This window comes from Streptomyces sp. CC228A (assembly GCF_021390935.1).
GTDB lineage: Bacteria > Actinomycetota > Actinomycetes > Streptomycetales > Streptomycetaceae > Streptomyces.
Genome location: NZ_JAJPUI010000003.1, coordinates 168,571 through 184,813 on the forward strand (window position 1 = coordinate 168,571; position 16,243 = coordinate 184,813).

The following is a 16,243-nucleotide window of genomic DNA, read 5'->3' on the forward strand; positions in this document are numbered from 1 at the left end:
CGGCTCACGCAGTCCCGGTGCGGGTGTCCGACCGCCGCGCGCCGCCGCGCACGTCGAGGCCGTCGAGGAGCCGGCGCGTGGCGTCCGCGACATCCGCGACGGCCTGCTCGAAAACCTCCCGGTTGTGGGCCGCGGGCGCGCGGAAACCGGAGACCTTGCGCACGTACTGGAGCGCTGCTGCGCGGATGTCCTCCTCGGTGGCCTTCTCGGGCAGGACCGGCGGGCGGAGGGTCTTGATGCTGCGGCACATGCCTTCAGTGTGCCGCGTCCCCTCACGCCTCCCAGAGCGCGTCGCGCCGGTGCCGGGCGGGCGGTACGTCGACGTCGTCGGCGGCGCCCCGGTCCAGCGCCCCGGCGGGCCGGTTCACCGACGCCCGCAGCAGCCGGACCCGCGCCCGCAGCTCCTGGCGCGCCCGGCGCTCCTGCTGCGTGCTCCAGCGGGCGACGGACGGGTCCTGGAGGGTGCGCGCCCAGGTGCGGACGGTGACGCTGCGGCGCACGGGCCTCGGCAGCGGCCTGCGGCCGCCGCGCCCGGCTGCGGCGAGCACGGCGGCGCTGTACCGCAGGTCGCGGTGCAGGGTCGTGAGAGCGGTGTCGTACCGGCGGTGAGCGCGCGCACGGTGGTGTGCGGTGCGGGCCATGACGGGCTCCTTCGGCGGGTAACGGCCGGGTCGTCTCCCGGCGGGCTGCCGGCAGCCCCACGGCCCTTCGCCCCGCTCCCCCGTGCGCCGCGCATACCGGCGACCCTACGTCAGTGGAGCTTCTGCACCGCCTTGACCGTGGCCTTCTTGAACGCCGGCACCGGCGTGTGCTCCAGACCGCCCATCTGCCCCCACATGAGGAACGTGACCGTGCGCCCGTCCCGGCCGATGCCGATGAGGTGGGAGTCGACCGCGCCCTCGGGCATCTCGGTCTGGATGCCGTACACGTGGGCGCCCTCCTCGACCGCGAGCCTGCCGTGGTCCCGCCACGAGGCGGTGGCGCCGGGGGTGTCGCTCAGCCAGTCCCCGGCGCACGCGGCGACGGCCTTCTCCGCCGCCGCGGCGAGCCGGGCGGCGGCGGACGTGCTCGGCGACGTGACGGACAGCTGCAGCGCTCCCGTGTCGAGGTCCGAGCGGTACTGGCGGTGCCAGGTGGCGCCCTTCGCGGGCAGGACGCTCTCCAGGCAGAAGGGCGGGGCCTCGGTGGTGCCCTTGGTGACCCGGCCGGCGGTCCACTCGGTGCCGGACCCGTCCGGGATGTCGGCGGCGGCGAGGAAGCCGGGCGCCTTCGGCTGCGCCTTGGCGGGGGACGCGGTGGCGGCGGAGACCGGCGCCGCGAGGAGGACGGAGGCGGCTGCGGCGGCGAGGGCGGCGGTGCGGTACCTGCGGAATTCCATGAGAAGTGACCCCGTTCCGGTGTGGTCGTCCGGCTCGCTGTGAGCCGGTGCCACCACCTTCGGCGGCCCCGGAGCGGCCCGGCAAGCGGCACCGCCCGGAACGGGACGCCGGGACGGTCCCGCGTACTCTGGCCTGGGCAAACGTCAACTGCCCGGGACGCGGAGCGGGATGGGGGAACGCATGGGACAGGGTGCGGGGGGCGGCGCGGCAGGGCAGCCGGAGGAGGTGGAGCGCTTCGCGGAGCACCTGCGCGAGCTGAAGGACCGCACGGGCCGCAGCTACGGGGCGCTGGCGGAGCGGCTGCACATCGGCCGGTCGACGCTTCACCGGTACTGCCTGGGCGAGACGGTGCCGGTCGACTACGCGGTGGTGGACCGGCTGGCCCGCCTCGCGGGCGCGTCCCGCGAGGAACTGGTGGAGCTGCACCGCCGCTGGGTCCTCGCGGACGAGGCCCGCACCAGGGCGGCGGCCCGCCCGCCGGAGCCGGAGCAGCAGCCGCGCACCGCCCGCCCGCAGGAGGCCCCGGCGGCACCCCGGGCGCCGCCTCCTCCGGCGCCCCGCAGCACCGCGAGCGGCCCGGCGGCGAAGACGACGCGGCGCACCCGGCGCGAAGCGCCCCTCGACTCGGCACCGGCGACGACGCCGAGCACCCCGCGGGCAGCGCCCCCGGGCCCGGCACCGGCAGCGGCCCGCACCACCCCGCAGGGCAAGACCCCGGCCGCAGCAGCGGCGGGAAGCCGGACCGCCCCGCACCCGACGGCAGCGACACCAGCCGCTCCCACGACGGCGACACCCGCCACTCGTCCTCCGACGCCCCTCCGCCCCCGAGCAGCGCATCCGCATCCGGCAGCCGCGGGCAGACGGGCCGCAGCGGGCGGGCGCGACGCCCCACCGGCTGCGCTGGGCGGTCGCCGCGGGCGCCGCGGCGGTGCTGGTGGCGGCAGCCGCGATCGCGGCGGACGTGACGGGCGCCCGGACCGGCGCGGACCCCGACGCGGGGGCGCACAGTGCGGCCCCGGGCGCCACCGCTTCCCCGTCGGAGGCCGCGGACCCGCCCACCTGGAGCGCCGACTCCCACGTCTGGAACCAGGGCTGCGACCACCGCTACCTCGTCGACCGCGACCCCTCCGCCGTACCGGCCCCGCCCGTGGAGCAGGACGCCCGCACGTGGGCGCAGGGGCTGGGCGCGGTGCACGCGGGTCAGACGGTCGTACGCGCCACGGTGAGCGCGCCGCGGTCCGGCTCCGCGGTGGTCGAACGGCTCTCCGTACGGGTGGTGGAGCGCCGGGCCGCCCTCGACTGGCCGGTGTACGCGATGAGCGACGGCTGCGGCGGGGCCCTGTCGCCGGCGCACTTCGCGGTGGACCTGGACGCGGCACGCCCGCTGGCCCGTCCGGTGGACGGGGCGGACACGGAACGCACCCTGCCCGCGCCCCGCCTGCCGTACCGGGTGACGAAGGACGACCCCTTGGTGGTGCGGGTGGAGGCGACGGCCGCCCGCTGCGACTGCGACTGGTACCTGGAGGCCGAGTGGAGCAGCGGCGGGCAGCGGGGGACGCTCCGCATCGACGACGGAGGACGCCCCTTCCGTACGAGCGGACACACCGCGCCGGGGCGGGAGCACTTCTTCGCGGCGGAGACGGGCGCCTGGGCGGCACGCTGATGCGCCGGTGAGGCACCGCCCCTAGACTGACACCACCCCGAACACCCCCAAAAGGGAGAAAACACCATGTCGAAGCGAGGCAACAAGCGCCGCGCCCGCAAGGGCAAGAAGGCCAACCACGGCAAGCGCCCCAACGCCTGACACCTCCCTCCCGACGCCGGGCCCGCGCCCGCGACGGCAGGCCCTGACCGGGAACGGCTCGGGGCCTGCCGGACTGCCTCTGCGCGCCGACGCCGATGTCGGCAGCAGATGTCAGATCACAGGTTCGGCACCTGCTCGCCAGCCGCCTGCCGCGGCCGTCCGATGACTTCCGCGGCACGCCTGCCAGCTGCACGCTTCCGCTCGATGGAAGCCCGCAGCTCCCCAGGGCCGGCGCATGAGGAGCCGTCTCTCAGGAGCGCTGCAGTCGTCGGACTCCTCGTCCTCGGTCGGCGCAAGGCTCTGCAGCTCGCCGGTCACGATGCCCTGCCGAATGAGTCGAGCGGCCTCAGCTCGCCCCTGATCCGACTGATGCGCCACGCCCGCTGGGGCTTTGGAGTCGTACTCCCGCCCCTCGTGCACCACAACGTACGAGCGAGCCTCGCCGGAGCCGTACTTCGCCAGGAACGCAGCCTGCCCCAACTCGTCGCACTCCGCTCGCCGCACTCCGCGATGGCCTTGAGCACGGATCCCTGTGCGATCGCTCCTCTGCGCAGGGCGGCAGCGTACGGCCCACCACTGACGGCCACCTGCCACCCGACGCAACCGATGCCGGACACCGTGCACCCCGTCATGCGCCGTATGCCCCCTTGCGCGGCTCGCACCCGGCCTGCACGGTTTCGTTGAATGCTGCTCGGCACTCAGGTGCCACAAGGGGGAAGGGCGGTAGGCCATGGCAACCGTGACAGGGTGGGCCGAGAAGACCTTCGGCGACGCCGCAGGACCCTTGGCCGATCTGATCCCCACCAGCCTGGTTCGAGCCCACGCCCGAGCCCGCAACGGCCACGAGGGAGTACAGACCCAGACCCTGGAGGCATATGGACACGGCCTGTACGCCGCGCAGTATGAGGAACTGGAAGTGGGCCTCGCCTCCCTCCCTGCCGCCACGCCTGTGCGCTTGCAGGGACGAACGCTCATGGTCCTCGGCGACCATGTGATCTATCCGCTCCGCTATGCGAAGAAGGACGTCCCCGTCACGGCCGCACGCCTGCGACGCGCCACAGGCTTCCGAGCCGACCTGATACGCCGACACGGCCCCGAGCCCATGCAGCAAGCCTTCGACCTGGGCCTCGACGAGCTGGACGAGCAAGAGCCCCATCCCGACCTCGCGCTGCTGTCAGAGGACGTCAAGCTCGTGCTCGTCGCCTACGCCTGTTCCATGACGCAGGGCGTCATGCGCATCGAGTGGGGCTCCGCCGAACTGCGCCGCGAGGACCGCTACCTCGTCTGGCACCACCACGAGCCTCTTCACGTACCGTCTGGTCGAGAAGGCTTCCCTCCTATCTGACCATCACCACGCATCGGCCGGAACTGCACCTGGACGGCCCCCAGGGCCCCGCCGCAAGCAAACGCCCCCCGCCCGGACAGGCGTAGCGCCGCCCCGCCGGCAGCGCCCGCCAGGCAGCCACACGGCAAAAGGCAGGCCCAGACCGCGGGAGTCGCCGCCGTTGATACCAGAACCGATGACATATACCCCAGCCGTGATCGGCTGGGGGTCTTTCGCGCTGGTGGGCGCGGACGGTTTCGAACCGCCGACACCTGCTGTGCAACAACCCGCACAGATAGAGCGGTTGGGTATGCCGGTCAGGTCAGGGTGAAGGTGGGGCCGCTGTTACCGACCGTGATTTTCTCTACAGGTACGGTGACTGCTCCGGATTGGTGGGGTCGGTAGAAGTACCTAGTGCGCTACGGGATTTCGGCGTGGGGCGTCGGGCCTGAACGGGCGTGTCAGTGGGGGTGTTTAGCATGCCGATGCGGCTTTGAAGAGGTCAGCTCGGCAGCTTGTCGTCTGAGTAGATGCCCTTCGACAGAACTCTGCGCCCATCACACGAGGAAAGTGTCCTGGCCATGATTGCCAACGCGCGTAGCTACAAGAAGAATCAGGTCTCCCATGCCGAGGTCATCACGGCAATCGGCCGCTTCCACGACGACTGGAAGACCAAGCGTGTGACGGCGGCGCTCCGTGACATCGAGGACTACACCAGCGATATTTGGCTCGTCGATCACGACCTGCACATACCCGGCGACCTCGAGCTGACACAAGAGCGCGCCTACCTCCTGGTCGTGCTCGGTGATCTGGTCGTCGACGGCACCTATGGCGACAGCGACCATCCCGAGTCCTTCTTGCTGGTGACCGGCAGCATGCGGGCACGCGACGTCGTGACCGCCGGCTGGCTCGAGGTCCATGGCGACCTGAGCACCGATCGGCTCATCGGCGACTACAACGCCTGCGGCGCCTACATCGGCGGCAATGTTCATGCCCGGCTCTTCTACGGCGAACACCATCACTTCACGATCGGTGGCACGCTCAGCGCCCAGGCGGTGATCGATGAGCCGCGACTCGATATTGCGACCCCACCGGCGGTGATCGGCATGTACGACCTCCGCATGCTGGACCATTTCGACCGCGACCTCCTGCACGTCTACGAGGATGTGGACGACAACGGCAACGTGATCACCTGCGTGGACGGTTTCCACGACTTCCACGAACTGAAGCGGCGCGTCTACGCAGGCCTACCGTTTCACACTGCGGAAACACGCGACAACTGAACCTTCACTGCCGAACCGGATGGGGCCGGGCTTGTTCGCTACCAGAAGTCCCGGTCGCGTCCATCTTCGTCCATAGCGCTGGCCCCCGCTGACCGCGTCCCGCACGGCACGCCCCTGGGGGCTGCCCACGTGGCCGTCACCACCGGGGGCGTGCCAGCGTCGACAGTTCAGGGGCGGCGGTGGGGTCGGGTGTGCCAGCGGTGCGGTCCACGCCCGACGGATGGAACTACGGACGCCGATGATGGCATCGGCAGGTCGAAGAACGCGTCGACGGCCACGGCGCGGCGCTCGAAGCAGCGGGCCAGGCGGTGGAAAGCGTTCTGCCAGGCATGGGTGCGCTCCCCATGCCACCGTCGGCTCGCCTGCATGAGGGCTTTCTGTCGAAGACGACCCGGTCACTGATGCGTGGCCGGTGACAGCCCAGCGGATGAGCCGAATCGCAGACCGGCCGCTCGGGCAGTAACGCCGTGAACCGCTCCCACAACGGCTCGGTCAGCCAGGACGCAGGGCGGGCACACATCACCCCTTGGCACGGCGCCTCCTCCGCCCCGTGTCGGCGGGGGAACGAACAAGGCCCAGGACTCCGGGAAACTCCCGGATGACCTGGGCCTTCGGCGTATCGCCGATCACGTGGGCGCGGACGGTTTCGAACCGCCGACATCTGCTTTGTAAGAGCAGCGCTCTACCCCTGAGCTACGCACCCGTGGAAGGAGTCAACAGCGTACATCGCCCCCCGGTGGGGTTCGCAAACCGTTGTGAGGGGGTGGGGCGCGCGAACGGAACCGCTCGGTTGTTCGTCGTACCGGGTGGGAGAATGTACCGGGCTCGATGGGCCGGCTCGGACACGTACGGTGACGGGGAGCGGATGTGACGGTGGGCGGTGGCGGGCGGCGCTGGTTCGGGGGCGGGCGCGCCGAGAACCAGCGGGCCGAGGCGCAGGCGGCGAAGGACGCCGCGGCGGCCGCGTTCTACGAGCTGGACACCGCCCAACGGGGTCTGCGGATCTCGATCGAGACCATCACCGCCGTGGACGGCTCGCCCGACGCCCTGCGCGTCGTCGACCAGTTCGCCGCGCTCGGGCGCCGTATCGACGACGTGAGCCATGCCTACATCGAGGCCGTCGACTCCTACGACCTGGACCGCGTGGATCTTGAGGGGGCCGTCGCCGTCCGGGCACGCACCGACCTGAACCGGGCGAGGGACGAGCTCGTACGGGTCAAGGGAGAGCTGGAGCGGTTCGAGCAGCAGCTCGGGCCGCTGCTCGCCACGGCGGAGACCCAGCTCGCCCGCCTGGCCCCGGCGGTCGAGCGGGCGCGCGCCGCACTGCTGGCCGCCAGCAATGCCCTCGACGACGCCCGGGCGGGCGGCCTGCGCGCCGACGACCTGGCCGCCCGGCTCGCCGCGCTGGGCCCCGAGCTGACCAAGCTCAACCAGGGCGCCGGGCAGCACGGCGTGCAGGAGACGCTGCGCCGCGCGGACCGGGTGCTGCGGGAGGCCGAGGCCATACGCGCGGAGGCCGAGCGGCTTCCCGAGCGTGCTGCCGAGACCGACAGGCGCCTCGTCTCGCTCCGTACCCGCGCCCAGGCCCTCGCCCACCGGGCCGCCTCCGTCGATCCGGTGCTGAGCGAGCTCCGGCGCAGGTTCAGCGCCGCCTGCTGGCAGGACCTCCAGCCCGTGCCGACGCGGGCCGCGGAGAACGTACGGCGCGCCGAGCAGAAGCTGGCGGAGGCGGCCAGGGCGCGCGAGGAGCAGCGCTGGGCGGATGCGACCGCGCTGCTGTCCACCGTACGGGCGCTGCTCAACGCCACGGACGAGGACGTGTCGGCCGCCGGTGAGCGGCTGCGGCGGCTGGACGCGGTGGCGAAGGATCCGCAGCAGGAGGTGGAGCGGACGCGGTTCGCGATCCGGGACGCCCAGCGGTTCGCCATGGCCGGGCGCCACACGCCCGACCCGAAGCACGCGCAGCCGCTCGACGACGCGGTGGCGCGGCTGGAGCGGGCCATCAGCAACCTGGAGGGGCGGCATCCGGATTACTGGCACTTCCTGGTGGAGACCGAGGCGGTGCGGGCCGCGGCCGCACGTGTGGTGGCGCAGATCCGCGAGGAGCGGGCCGGGTGAGCGTGCGCGGTGCGGTGGGGTGCGGTGTGGTTGCGTGCGGTGTGGTGTGGTCGGGAGCGTGACGCCGCGGGCGGGCCGTGCGGAGTGCTGTCTGTGGGCCTCGGTGGTCCGGTGGCCCCTTTTGCCTGTCCGGTAGCCGCCGCTCACCCAGACCTCCGGGCCCGGCGCACCGGGGACGAGTCTCGCGGGACGGTCGGCTGGGCCCTGCCGGGCGCGGGGGCGCGGGGCGCCGGAGTGCGCCGGTGGGAGTGGGGCGGCCCTGCCCCTCGTTAGTCTTTCCGTATGCCTCGATACGAGTACCGCTGCCGCACCTGCGGCGACACGTTCGAACTGAGCCGCCCCATGGCGGAGTCCGCCGCACCCGCCGCCTGTCCTTCCGGGCACGGCGACACGGTCAAGCTGCTGTCCGCGGTCGCGGTCGGCGGTACGGCCGCCGCCGCGGCGCCTCGGCCGTCCGGTGGTGGAAGCGGGGGCGGCTGCTGCGGAGGCGGCTGCTGCGGCTGACGCCCGCGGGCCGGCGGCGGCGGCCGGTGCACGGGAGCCGGAAGCGACCGCCGCAGCCAGCGCCCGGGCGTCGGAGGCGGCCGCCGCAGCCAGCGCCCGGGCGTCGGAGGCGGGCGCCGCCGCCGCTGATGCCCAATGGGCCGGAGGTACGCGCTGGGGCGGCTGATGCGCCGGGTGGCAGGGCAGCAGCAGCCGACGCCCCCGTGCAGCCGGGTCCGGGTGCCTGCGGGAACGGCGGCCGCCGAGCCCCAGGTGGGTGCGGCCGCAGCCGCCACAGCGGCCCCAACAGGCTGCGGGCAGCCGCGACAGGGGGCCCACCAGGCCGCGGGTTGCCGCTGCCGCCGCGACGCCGCCCCGGTCACCCCGCCGCGGCCGCCCCAAGGAAGCGGCACGGGATCGCCGCCCCGGTCACCCCGCCGGAAGGAAGCGGCACGGGATCGCCGCCCCGGTCACCCCGCCGCGGCTGCCGCAAGGAAGCGGCGCAGGATCTCCTCCCCGCCAGCACCCCGCGGGCCGTCAGCGCCTCCACGTGGTCGGCGCGCCACTGCGCGTCGGCGAGCTTCGCCGTGCCCCGGCCGCCAGCCGCGGTCGGCCGCGAGCAGCAGGTCGGCGTCGAGCAGCGAGTCGCCCGCGGCGAGGACGGTGCCCGCACCCGTGCGGCGCGCCACCTCCCGTACGGCCGCGCTCTTCGTCAGCGGCTTCGGCACCGCGTACACCTTGCGGCCCTGCAGGGACACCGTCCAGCCGCGGGCCTCCGCCCAGGCGGCAAGCTCGGCCAGCCACCCTTCCGGCAGCAGCGCCCGCTCCACGACCAGATAGGCGAAGAGGTCCTCCGCCACCCGTTCCTTCAGCAGCCACGCCGGGTCGGCGACGGCCAGCAGGTGGGTGCGCACCTCGTCGAGGGGGGCGCAGTCGGCGGCGATCCGTGCGTCGACGGCTGCCCGCCAGTCGGTGTCCGGCACGCCGTCGACGAGCAGGTGGCCGCCGTTGGCGCACACCGCGTACCGGGGCGGCGGGCCGGGGAGCCGCACCCGCAGGTACTGCTCGCGGGTGCGCGTGGTCACCGGCAGGAACGCGGCGGTGCCCGCCAGCTCGCCGAGGAGCGCGGCGGCGGCTTCCGTGACGTACGACAGCGGCTTGCCGTCGTAGACCTCCACGCACAGCAGGCGCGGGGCCGGCCGGTCGGGCGCGGTGAGTCCCAGGGCGGCCGCCGAGTAGATCAGGGTGCGGTCCAGGTCGCTGGCGACCAGGACGGGAGGAGCGGGAGTGCGCGCGGCGGGATTCACGGGGCGGTCACCGCCTTGCCGTCGGAGCCGGTCGCGCCGCGGGTGTACTGCGGGTGGATGAGGCCCACGCACGTGTACGGCAGGCCGTCGGCCTCCTCCACCGGTACGCCGCGCTGCTCGGCGAGGAGCCGCACATGGTCGAGGTCCGGGCCCGCGCCGCGCCGGGCGAGGACCTTCCAGGGGACGCGGCGCAGCAGCACCCGGGTGGTTTCGCCGACGCCGGGCTTGACGAGGTTCACGTCGTGGATGCCGTACTCCTCGCTGATGCGTTCGACGGCCTTCCAGCCGTCCCAGGTGGGGGTGCGGTCGGCGGCGAGGAGCCGCGCCGCGTCCTGCGCGACGGCGTCCGCGACCTCGGCGAAGCGGTCGGAGACCGCGTCCAGGAAGTCCGCGGAGACGTCGGCTGCGGCGAGCTCGCGGTAGTACTTGGCGCCGTGGTAGTCGTCCGGGCCGACCAGGTCGGCGCGCAGCACGGTGCGGGAGACCAGTCCGGACACCGTCGAGTTGAGGCAGGCGGACGGGACGAGGAAGTCCTCGCGGGTCCCGTACGTGCGGACGCAGGAGCCGGGGTCCGCGAGGACGGCGATCTCGGGGTCGAAGCCGGGGAATTCGGCGAGGGCGGCGGCGAGTTCCCGGGTGATGGCGCCCTTGCCGGTCCAGCCGTCGACGAACACGACGTCGGCCGGGTCGTGGTGGGCCCGCAGCCAGCGCAGGGCGTTGGCGTCGATGCCCCGGCCGCGGACGATGGACACGGCGTAGTGCGGCAGGTCCAGGCCGTGGCGGTGCTGCGCCCAGCGGCGCATGAGTACGCCGACGGGTGTGCCCGCGCGCGCCAGGGACACCAGCACGGGGCGCGGGGACCGCTCGGCCAGCACCGTTTCGGTGACGGCGCCGACAGCGCGGGCGATGCGGGCGGCCGAGGTGTCCAGCGCGGCGTGGAACAGCTTTTGATAGCGGTCGTCGGGCTGGTACTCGATGGGCAGCGATTCCGCGTAGTGCGCGCCGCCGCGCTGGACGGCCTCCTCGCGTTCCTCCGTGGGGGCCTCCAGTTCGACGCCGGAGAGGTCCTGGAGGAGCCAGCCGACCTCGTCGGGGGCGTAGGAGGAGAACGCGGGGCCGCGCAGGGGCTCGGGCAGCATGCTGGTGCTTCTCTCGGTGGCGGCCCCCGGCGCGGTGGACGGCCCGTACGGCGGGACGTGCGGGGGCGCGGGCGGGACGGCGGGGGGCTGTGCGGAGGCCGCAGCGGGCGGGGTTGCGGGCGAGGGGGTGGACGACGGCACGTACGACGGCGCGTACGACGGTACGGTCGCGAGGACGACATGGGGGACGTGGGCCACGAGCTGCGCCAGCAGGCCGCTGCCGGGCGCGTGCAGGGCGGGGGTGTCGGCCGTCGAGTCCACGACGACGGCGACCGCGTCGAAGCCGCCGCCCGCCACGTTGTAGGCGTACCGGTCGCCCGGCCCGTCGGCGGGGTCGTCGTGGGCGGGGAAGACCAGGCGCGTGCGGATGGCGTAGCCGGGGTCGTCGACGGCCAGGACCGGTGAGCGGGTGGTCGTGGAGAACCGCACGTCCACGTGCGGGGCCTGCTCCTCCAATGCGCCGGCCAGCATAAGGGGCGCGTACATCAGCTCCTCGCAGCCGAGGACGAGGACGCGGCGCGGCGCGGCGTCCCGGCCGAGTGCGAGCGCCTGCGCCAGGCGGCCGGCCATGCCGGGGAGTGCGGCGCCGAGGGCGGCCCGGTGCTCCGGGGTGAAGCCGTGGCGGCCTCCGTCGGGCAGCCCGTCCGGCCATCCGAGGTCCACCCGTCGTACGGCGGCGGGGTCGCCGGACCGCGCGGGCGGCGGGGTCCGGTGGGCGGCGACGAGGGCACGGCCCTTCTCCAGGACGCCGTCCGGCAGCTCCACCGTCCCCGCGGCGAGCGCCACCAGGTCCACCCGTGCCCCGATCGTGCCGGCGAACTCCTCCAGCCGGCCGCGGTCGGCGGGTGACCGCATGTCGACCAGCGCCACGATCACGTACCGCTCACGGGGCTGGTGCTCGTGCAGGGCGCGGAGGGTGTTCAGCACGGTGTTGCCGGTCGAGAACTCGTCGTCGACGAGCACGAGCGGGCCCGGCCGGGACAGCAGCCCCGGGTCGGAGGGCAGGAGGAGGTGGGAGGTGTGGTGCGAGTGGGACTCCTCGAACCCTGCGGCCTGCGCGACGCCGGGTACGGCACGCCGGGTGGAGTGCAGGTAGGGGGCGAGGGCCAGCCCGTCGGCGACGCAGTGGCCGAGGCCGGTCGCCGTCTCCGCGTACCCGAGGACGACGGCGCGGCGCGCGTCGGCGTCGCCGAGCAGGGCGCGCACGCGGCGCCCGAGCTCGTACCCGGAGCGGCGCACCACGGCCGGGCTCTGCGGGACGTGCTTGCCGAGCACGCGGGAGACCAGCAGATGCGCACGCTTGGGGTTGTCACGCAGGGCCAGCCCCAGGAGATCCGTCAGCCGTCCGACGTCCTCCCCGCGGAGTTCGACGCCGAGCCGTTCGGCCACCCATGTTCCGGTCCACGCCGTGCTCTTGATGACGGGTCTCCTCTTCTCGTTCTCGCGCATCTCAGTCGTCCCGCGTCTCGGCCCGGGTCGCCCCTCGCTCACGGCACCGCCAGGCCCGCCGCGAGGAGGTCGACGAACCCCACGTCCGACTTGGCGACGCCGAACACCTCCGCGCGGCGGAGCGTGCGCTCGGCCCAGGCGCGGTGCGGCTTCACCTCGTTCATCTTGTTCGTGTAGGCGGAGCGCATGACTCCGCCGCCGTTCCTGTCGGGGCGCAGTATGTCCCGTGCGTCGCTGTACTCCTCGTGGCTGACCACGGAGAGCGCGTGCACGGGCTGGACGTGGGACGGGTGGATGCAGGTCTTGCCGAGCAGGCCGTTGGCGCGGTCGAGTTCGATCTCGCGCAGCAGCCCGTCCAGGTCGTGCTGGATGAGCGCGGTGCGCAGCTCGTCGGCCCGGCCCTCCATGAAGGGGCTGCGGCGCAGCATGGGCTTGAACATGCGCTCCTGGAGGCGGAAGTACTCCCAGACCGGTCCGGTGATGGTGAACCCGGTGCCGTCGGCGCGCCCGAGGACGTTGACGACGTCCGCGATGACATGGGCGACGATCTGCACGTCGTACGCGGTCATGTCGGGTGAGCGGCGCAGCCCGTACGCGGAGCAGAAGTCGGTGACGCCGAGGCGGACCGCGAGGACCCGGTCGCGGTGGGCGGCGACGGAGCGGGCGATTCCGGCGAGGGTGTCGGCGCGGGACTCCAGGTGCAGGAGTTCGGGGGACTCCAGCACGGGCATGGCGTAGAGGGGCCGCCCGGCGAGCGCGTCGGCCGTGGCGGGGTGCGCCTCCGCCTCGGCGAGGGCCTCCAGGAAGGGCGTGCCGTGCTTCTCGGTGAACTTGGGCAGCACGAACCCGGAGAGCAGCCGCACGGCGGGGCCGAGGCGCCGGCTGAGGTCGGTGATCTGTGCGGCGTCGCGGACGCGGACGAAGATCAGGGGCTGTTCCCCGCCGTGCGCTGCCAGGTCGGTGAGCTGGTGGACGACGTTCGCCTCGGCGGCTTCCACGTCGCCGTCGCCGATGGAGTCCTCCAGGCACAGGACCATGGACACGACACCCCGCGCGACCTGCTTGAGGATGTCCTCGGCCAGGCGGGGGCGGGTGGCGGGGCTGTAGAGGGTCGCCCCGAGGGCCACCGACAGCAGCGGCGCCGGGGAGGCGGCGTCGAAGACGCAGGGCTCCTGGTGGAAGAGCCCGGCACGGGCAGCGGCTGAGATATGCCCGAAATGACGCATGTGATGTCCCCGTACGGCGGTGGCGTTCCGGTCGTGGTGTCCGGATCGCTCTGATGACGTGTGGCCGGTAATAGTACGTAGGCGGAGGCGTCGCCGGTTCCCCGACGACGTGAACACCGTATGTCGCCGGCGCGGACGTACGAGGCGGGGAGCGGTATGGCCGCAGCGCGGTACCGGGAGCGGCCCGGGGCCGCGGAGTGGGTGGGGGCGGCCGCAGGCTCCTGCACCCGGTGCGGGGAGCCGACGTGCGGGGCCAGGCGGCGGTCGGGCGGAGAGCCGGGGTGCCGGCAGAGCGGGGAGCCGGGGCGCCGGGCAGAGCGGAGAGCCGGGGGCCGGCCGGCGGGGAGCCGAGGCGCCGGGCCAGGCGGGGAGCCGGACCGGACGCGGTGCCGCCCCGCGTTGTCCGCCGGGGTGGCGGCCAGGCAGGATGACGCCCATGACGCACACGATGCTGAAGGGCTCGAACGTCCCGCTCGACACCGCGGCCGTACGGGCCGTGCTGCGGTGGACACCCGGCCCGGGGGTTCCGGACGTGGACGCCTCCGCCCTGCTGCTCGGCCCGGACGGGCGGGTGCGTTCCGACGAGGACTTCGTGTTCTACAACCAGCCGCGCCACCCGTCCGGCCTGGTGCGGCACCTGCCGAAGAAGCGGGTGGAGGACGGCCTGACCGACACGGTCGCGGCGGACCTGTCGGGTCTGGACGCGTCAGTGGACCAGATCGTGCTGGCGGCCTCCTCCGACGGGGACACCTTCGCGCGCGTGCCCGACCTCAGGATCGAGGTGTTCGACGCCGCCGTCGAGCCCGGCGGCGAGGGCGCGGGGCCGCTCGCGGTGTTCGAGGTGCGGCCGGAGACCGGCGAGGAGACGGCCATCATCTGCGGCGAGCTGTACCGCCGGGGCGAGGGCTGGAAGTTCAGGGCCGTGGGCCAGGGCTACCCCAGCGGGTTGATCGGCCTGGCCACGGCGTTCGGCATCTCCGTGGAGGAGAGCGGCGACGACGGCGCGGCCGCCGACACCGCGGCCGCCTCCACAAACCCGTCCCCGGCCGCTGCGGGTGACGAAGGCGCCGCGGACCTCCCGGACTCGGGCGGGGCGGGCACCGACTCCCCTGCCGCCGGCACCGGCGACGACGGCGAGTCCGCTGCCGGTAGGGGCGCCGCCGGTGGTGCCGCCGCCGGTCCTGCGGCGACGCCGGACGACGCCACCGCCGCCCTTCCGCCCCGCCCGCCGGCGCCGGCCGTCCCGCTGCCGGACGTTCCCCCCATGCCGACGGCGCCGCCCGCGTACGGCTACCCCCACGCCGCCGCGGCGGCCCAACCCGCGTACGGCTACCCGCAGCCCTCCTCGGCGCCTCCGCACGGCTCGCCGCAGCCCGGCTACGGATACCCGCAGCCGGCGGCGGGGCCGGGTCCGGTCACCGGGGCGCCCGTGCCGGACCCGCACTTCGAGCTGCCGCCCATGGGACCGCAGTTCCTGCGCCCCTGAGCGAGCCGGGACGGTGAGCCCCCTTGCCGGCGCCCGAGCCGCCGGGGCTCGCGCTCCGGTCGTGCACGCGGCCGGACTGCACGCAGCCGACACGCACACCACCGCGCTGCCGCCCTGCCATGGCCGTGCAGGGGCTTCCCTGAACCGGGGCTTCCCATGGGGCCGGGCTTTCCCATGGTCCGGGCTTCCTCGTGGGTCCGGGCTTTCCCGTACAGGCGGTGCCGCGCCGTACAGGCGGCGCCCGCCCCGTACCGGCAGCGCCCGCGCCGTACCGGCAGCGCCCGCACCGTACCGACGATGCCGCACCGCACCCGGCCCCCGGAGGACGCGCCGACCCCCCGCCGCGCTCACGCCTTGGTGGCTTTGAACCCCCTCCCCCACTGCATGCCCCACCCGTACATCCGGTCCAGCTCGCCCTGGAAGCCGTAGACGAACTGCACCTCACGCCGCACCAGCAGGTCGCCCTTGACGTTCTCCAGCAGAAACACCGCGCAGGAGCGGGCCTCGGGGGCGCGCTCGTCGAGTGCTATCTCGATGCGGGGCCCGCTGCTCGGGTAGAGCGTCATCGTGGCCTGGGTGCGGTCGAACGCCGGGGTCTGGTCGTAGATGTAGACGAAGAACAGCAGGCGTTTGATGGCGTCGCGCTGGTCGAGGTTGACGAAGATCGTCTCACCGGACCCCGATCCGAACCGGTCGTCGCCGGTGAGCTTGACGTACGGGGGGTCGTTCAGGTCGCCGAAGAAGCCGCCCAGGGGCTGGACGACGCCCTTGCTGCCGTCGGCGAGTTCGTACAGGCACCCGATGTCGAGGTCCACGGTCGCCATGGCCTGCGTGTGCGCCTGGATGGGCTCCGGCTGGAACAGTTTGAGGGGGTGCCGCAGCAGGCGGCCGCTCTGCCGGGACCTGCCTCCCAGGTCGGATGTCCGCATCTTCCAGGACAGGTTGACGCGGAGGTTGCCGGTCGCGGCACCCTGTTTGGTCAGTGAGACCGTCGGCCGCCGGCTCGTGAGGCCGATCGTGTTGCTCGCCGCGCCGGCCATGTCGAACTGCGCGGCCCGGCTCGGTCGGAGACCGTCCAGAAATCCCATGTTCCACCCCCATGCCGTAGCGGATACGCCGCGGGGCGACCGGGAGCACCCGGCCGCCCCGCCCAGAAGCGTTCCGCATTGCCGGAGTGGTCACACCCCGACCTGGTGGCCGGAGTGGTCACACCCCGGCGTGGTGGCCGGAGTGGTCACACCCCGG

At 73.8% G+C, this 16,243-nt stretch carries 13 protein-coding genes, 1 tRNA gene and 4 pseudogenes; 8 read left to right on the plus strand and 10 right to left on the minus strand.

Annotation, left to right across the window (positions count from 1 at the left end):
* Nucleotides 1–4: 4 nt before the first annotated feature.
* The 3 genes from L6E17_RS10680 to L6E17_RS10690 all read right to left on the minus strand — a co-directional run bounded on the left by L6E17_RS10680 (nt 5) and on the right by L6E17_RS10690 (nt 1,378).
* Entirely contained in the window at nt 5–250 is a 246-nt protein-coding gene (locus L6E17_RS10680; protein WP_236240544.1) for a DUF2277 domain-containing protein, read from the minus strand.
* A gap of 22 nt (nt 251–272) precedes the next feature.
* Nucleotides 273–641, minus strand: coding sequence for a hypothetical protein (locus L6E17_RS10685; RefSeq protein WP_236240545.1), 369 nt, complete (start codon nt 639–641; stop codon nt 273–275).
* A gap of 110 nt (nt 642–751) precedes the next feature.
* Nucleotides 752–1,378 (minus strand): hypothetical protein, encoded by a 627-nt coding sequence (locus L6E17_RS10690; protein WP_236240546.1) that lies wholly within the window; start codon nt 1,376–1,378, stop codon nt 752–754.
* A 181-nt stretch (nt 1,379–1,559) separates the two neighbouring features.
* Between L6E17_RS10690 and L6E17_RS30930 the strand changes: the two are divergent.
* The 5 genes and pseudogenes from L6E17_RS30930 to L6E17_RS10710 form a co-directional block, all read left to right on the plus strand.
* Nucleotides 1,560–1,742 (plus strand): annotated as a pseudogene (locus L6E17_RS30930) (helix-turn-helix domain-containing protein); the annotation flags it as partial.
* Between the two features lie 571 nt (nt 1,743–2,313).
* Nucleotides 2,314–3,042: a hypothetical protein gene (locus L6E17_RS30935; RefSeq protein WP_236240547.1), complete on the plus strand. Its 729-nt coding sequence runs from the start codon at nt 2,314–2,316 to the stop codon at nt 3,040–3,042.
* A gap of 66 nt (nt 3,043–3,108) precedes the next feature.
* Nucleotides 3,109–3,183 carry a 50S ribosomal protein bL37 gene (locus tag L6E17_RS31415; RefSeq protein WP_099048249.1) on the plus strand — a complete coding sequence of 25 codons (75 nt, stop codon included), beginning with the start codon at nt 3,109–3,111 and terminating at the stop codon, nt 3,181–3,183.
* 949 nt (nt 3,184–4,132) lie between these two features.
* Complete coding sequence (locus tag L6E17_RS10705; RefSeq protein WP_236240879.1) at nt 4,133–4,528, plus strand: hypothetical protein; 396 nt, start codon at nt 4,133–4,135, stop codon at nt 4,526–4,528.
* A 560-nt stretch (nt 4,529–5,088) separates the two neighbouring features.
* Nucleotides 5,089–5,790 carry a hypothetical protein gene (locus L6E17_RS10710; RefSeq protein ID WP_236240548.1) on the plus strand — a complete coding sequence of 234 codons (702 nt, stop codon included), beginning with the start codon at nt 5,089–5,091 and terminating at the stop codon, nt 5,788–5,790.
* Between the two features lie 167 nt (nt 5,791–5,957).
* Here the strand turns inward: L6E17_RS10710 and L6E17_RS31420 are convergent.
* The 3 genes and pseudogenes from L6E17_RS31420 to L6E17_RS10720 form a co-directional block, all read right to left on the minus strand.
* Nucleotides 5,958–6,170 (minus strand): annotated as a pseudogene (locus L6E17_RS31420) (IS5/IS1182 family transposase); the annotation flags it as partial.
* A pseudogene (locus L6E17_RS10715) lies at nt 6,167–6,310 on the minus strand (IS5/IS1182 family transposase); the annotation flags it as partial. The pseudogenes L6E17_RS31420 and L6E17_RS10715, both read right to left, overlap by 4 nt.
* Before the next feature lie 111 nt (nt 6,311–6,421).
* Nucleotides 6,422–6,493 (minus strand) — tRNA-Val (locus tag L6E17_RS10720).
* A gap of 164 nt (nt 6,494–6,657) precedes the next feature.
* On the opposite strand from L6E17_RS10720, the gene L6E17_RS10725 reads away from it, so the two are divergent.
* Nucleotides 6,658–7,908 (plus strand): hypothetical protein, encoded by a 1,251-nt coding sequence (locus L6E17_RS10725; protein WP_236240549.1) that lies wholly within the window; start codon nt 6,658–6,660, stop codon nt 7,906–7,908.
* A gap of 282 nt (nt 7,909–8,190) precedes the next feature.
* Nucleotides 8,191–8,412 carry a zinc ribbon domain-containing protein gene (locus L6E17_RS10730; protein ID WP_236240550.1) on the plus strand — a complete coding sequence of 74 codons (222 nt, stop codon included), beginning with the start codon at nt 8,191–8,193 and terminating at the stop codon, nt 8,410–8,412.
* A 449-nt stretch (nt 8,413–8,861) separates the two neighbouring features.
* Here the strand turns inward: L6E17_RS10730 and L6E17_RS10735 are convergent.
* The 3 genes and pseudogenes from L6E17_RS10735 to L6E17_RS10745 all read right to left on the minus strand — a co-directional run bounded on the left by L6E17_RS10735 (nt 8,862) and on the right by L6E17_RS10745 (nt 13,512).
* Nucleotides 8,862–9,698: pseudogene (locus tag L6E17_RS10735) on the minus strand (HAD family hydrolase).
* On the minus strand, nt 9,695–12,286 hold the full coding sequence (locus tag L6E17_RS10740) for a phosphoribosyltransferase (protein WP_236240551.1): 2,592 nt from the start codon (nt 12,284–12,286) through the stop codon (nt 9,695–9,697). The pseudogene L6E17_RS10735 and the gene L6E17_RS10740 overlap by 4 nt, the downstream one beginning before the upstream one ends.
* 38 nt (nt 12,287–12,324) lie before the next feature.
* Entirely contained in the window at nt 12,325–13,512 is a 1,188-nt protein-coding gene (locus L6E17_RS10745) for an HpcH/HpaI aldolase/citrate lyase family protein (protein WP_236240552.1), read from the minus strand.
* 427 nt (nt 13,513–13,939) lie between these two features.
* Between L6E17_RS10745 and L6E17_RS10750 the strand changes: the two genes are divergently transcribed.
* Complete coding sequence (locus L6E17_RS10750) at nt 13,940–14,998, plus strand: TerD family protein (RefSeq protein ID WP_236240553.1); 1,059 nt, start codon at nt 13,940–13,942, stop codon at nt 14,996–14,998.
* Nucleotides 14,999–15,345: 347 nt separating this feature from the next.
* Here L6E17_RS10750 and L6E17_RS10755 read toward each other — a convergent pair whose 3' ends face one another.
* Nucleotides 15,346–16,086 (minus strand): Tellurium resistance, encoded by a 741-nt coding sequence (locus tag L6E17_RS10755; protein WP_236240554.1) that lies wholly within the window; start codon nt 16,084–16,086, stop codon nt 15,346–15,348.
* Nucleotides 16,087–16,243 lie beyond the last annotated feature (157 nt).

Coding starts and splice junctions, on each gene's coding strand:
- L6E17_RS10680 (WP_236240544.1), bottom strand. CDS start 250: ATGTGCCGCAGCATCAAGACCCTCCGCCCGCCGGTCCTGCCCGAGAAG.
- L6E17_RS10685 (WP_236240545.1), bottom strand. CDS start 641: ATGGCCCGCACCGCACACCACCGTGCGCGCGCTCACCGCCGGTACGAC.
- L6E17_RS10690 (WP_236240546.1), bottom strand. CDS start 1,378: ATGGAATTCCGCAGGTACCGCACCGCCGCCCTCGCCGCCGCAGCCGCC.
- L6E17_RS10710 (WP_236240548.1), top strand. CDS start 5,089: ATGATTGCCAACGCGCGTAGCTACAAGAAGAATCAGGTCTCCCATGCC.
- L6E17_RS10730 (WP_236240550.1), top strand. CDS start 8,191: ATGCCTCGATACGAGTACCGCTGCCGCACCTGCGGCGACACGTTCGAA.
- L6E17_RS10740 (WP_236240551.1), bottom strand. CDS start 12,286: ATGCGCGAGAACGAGAAGAGGAGACCCGTCATCAAGAGCACGGCGTGG.
- L6E17_RS10745 (WP_236240552.1), bottom strand. CDS start 13,512: ATGCGTCATTTCGGGCATATCTCAGCCGCTGCCCGTGCCGGGCTCTTC.
- L6E17_RS10750 (WP_236240553.1), top strand. CDS start 13,940: ATGACGCCCATGACGCACACGATGCTGAAGGGCTCGAACGTCCCGCTC.
- L6E17_RS10755 (WP_236240554.1), bottom strand. CDS start 16,086: ATGGGATTTCTGGACGGTCTCCGACCGAGCCGGGCCGCGCAGTTCGAC.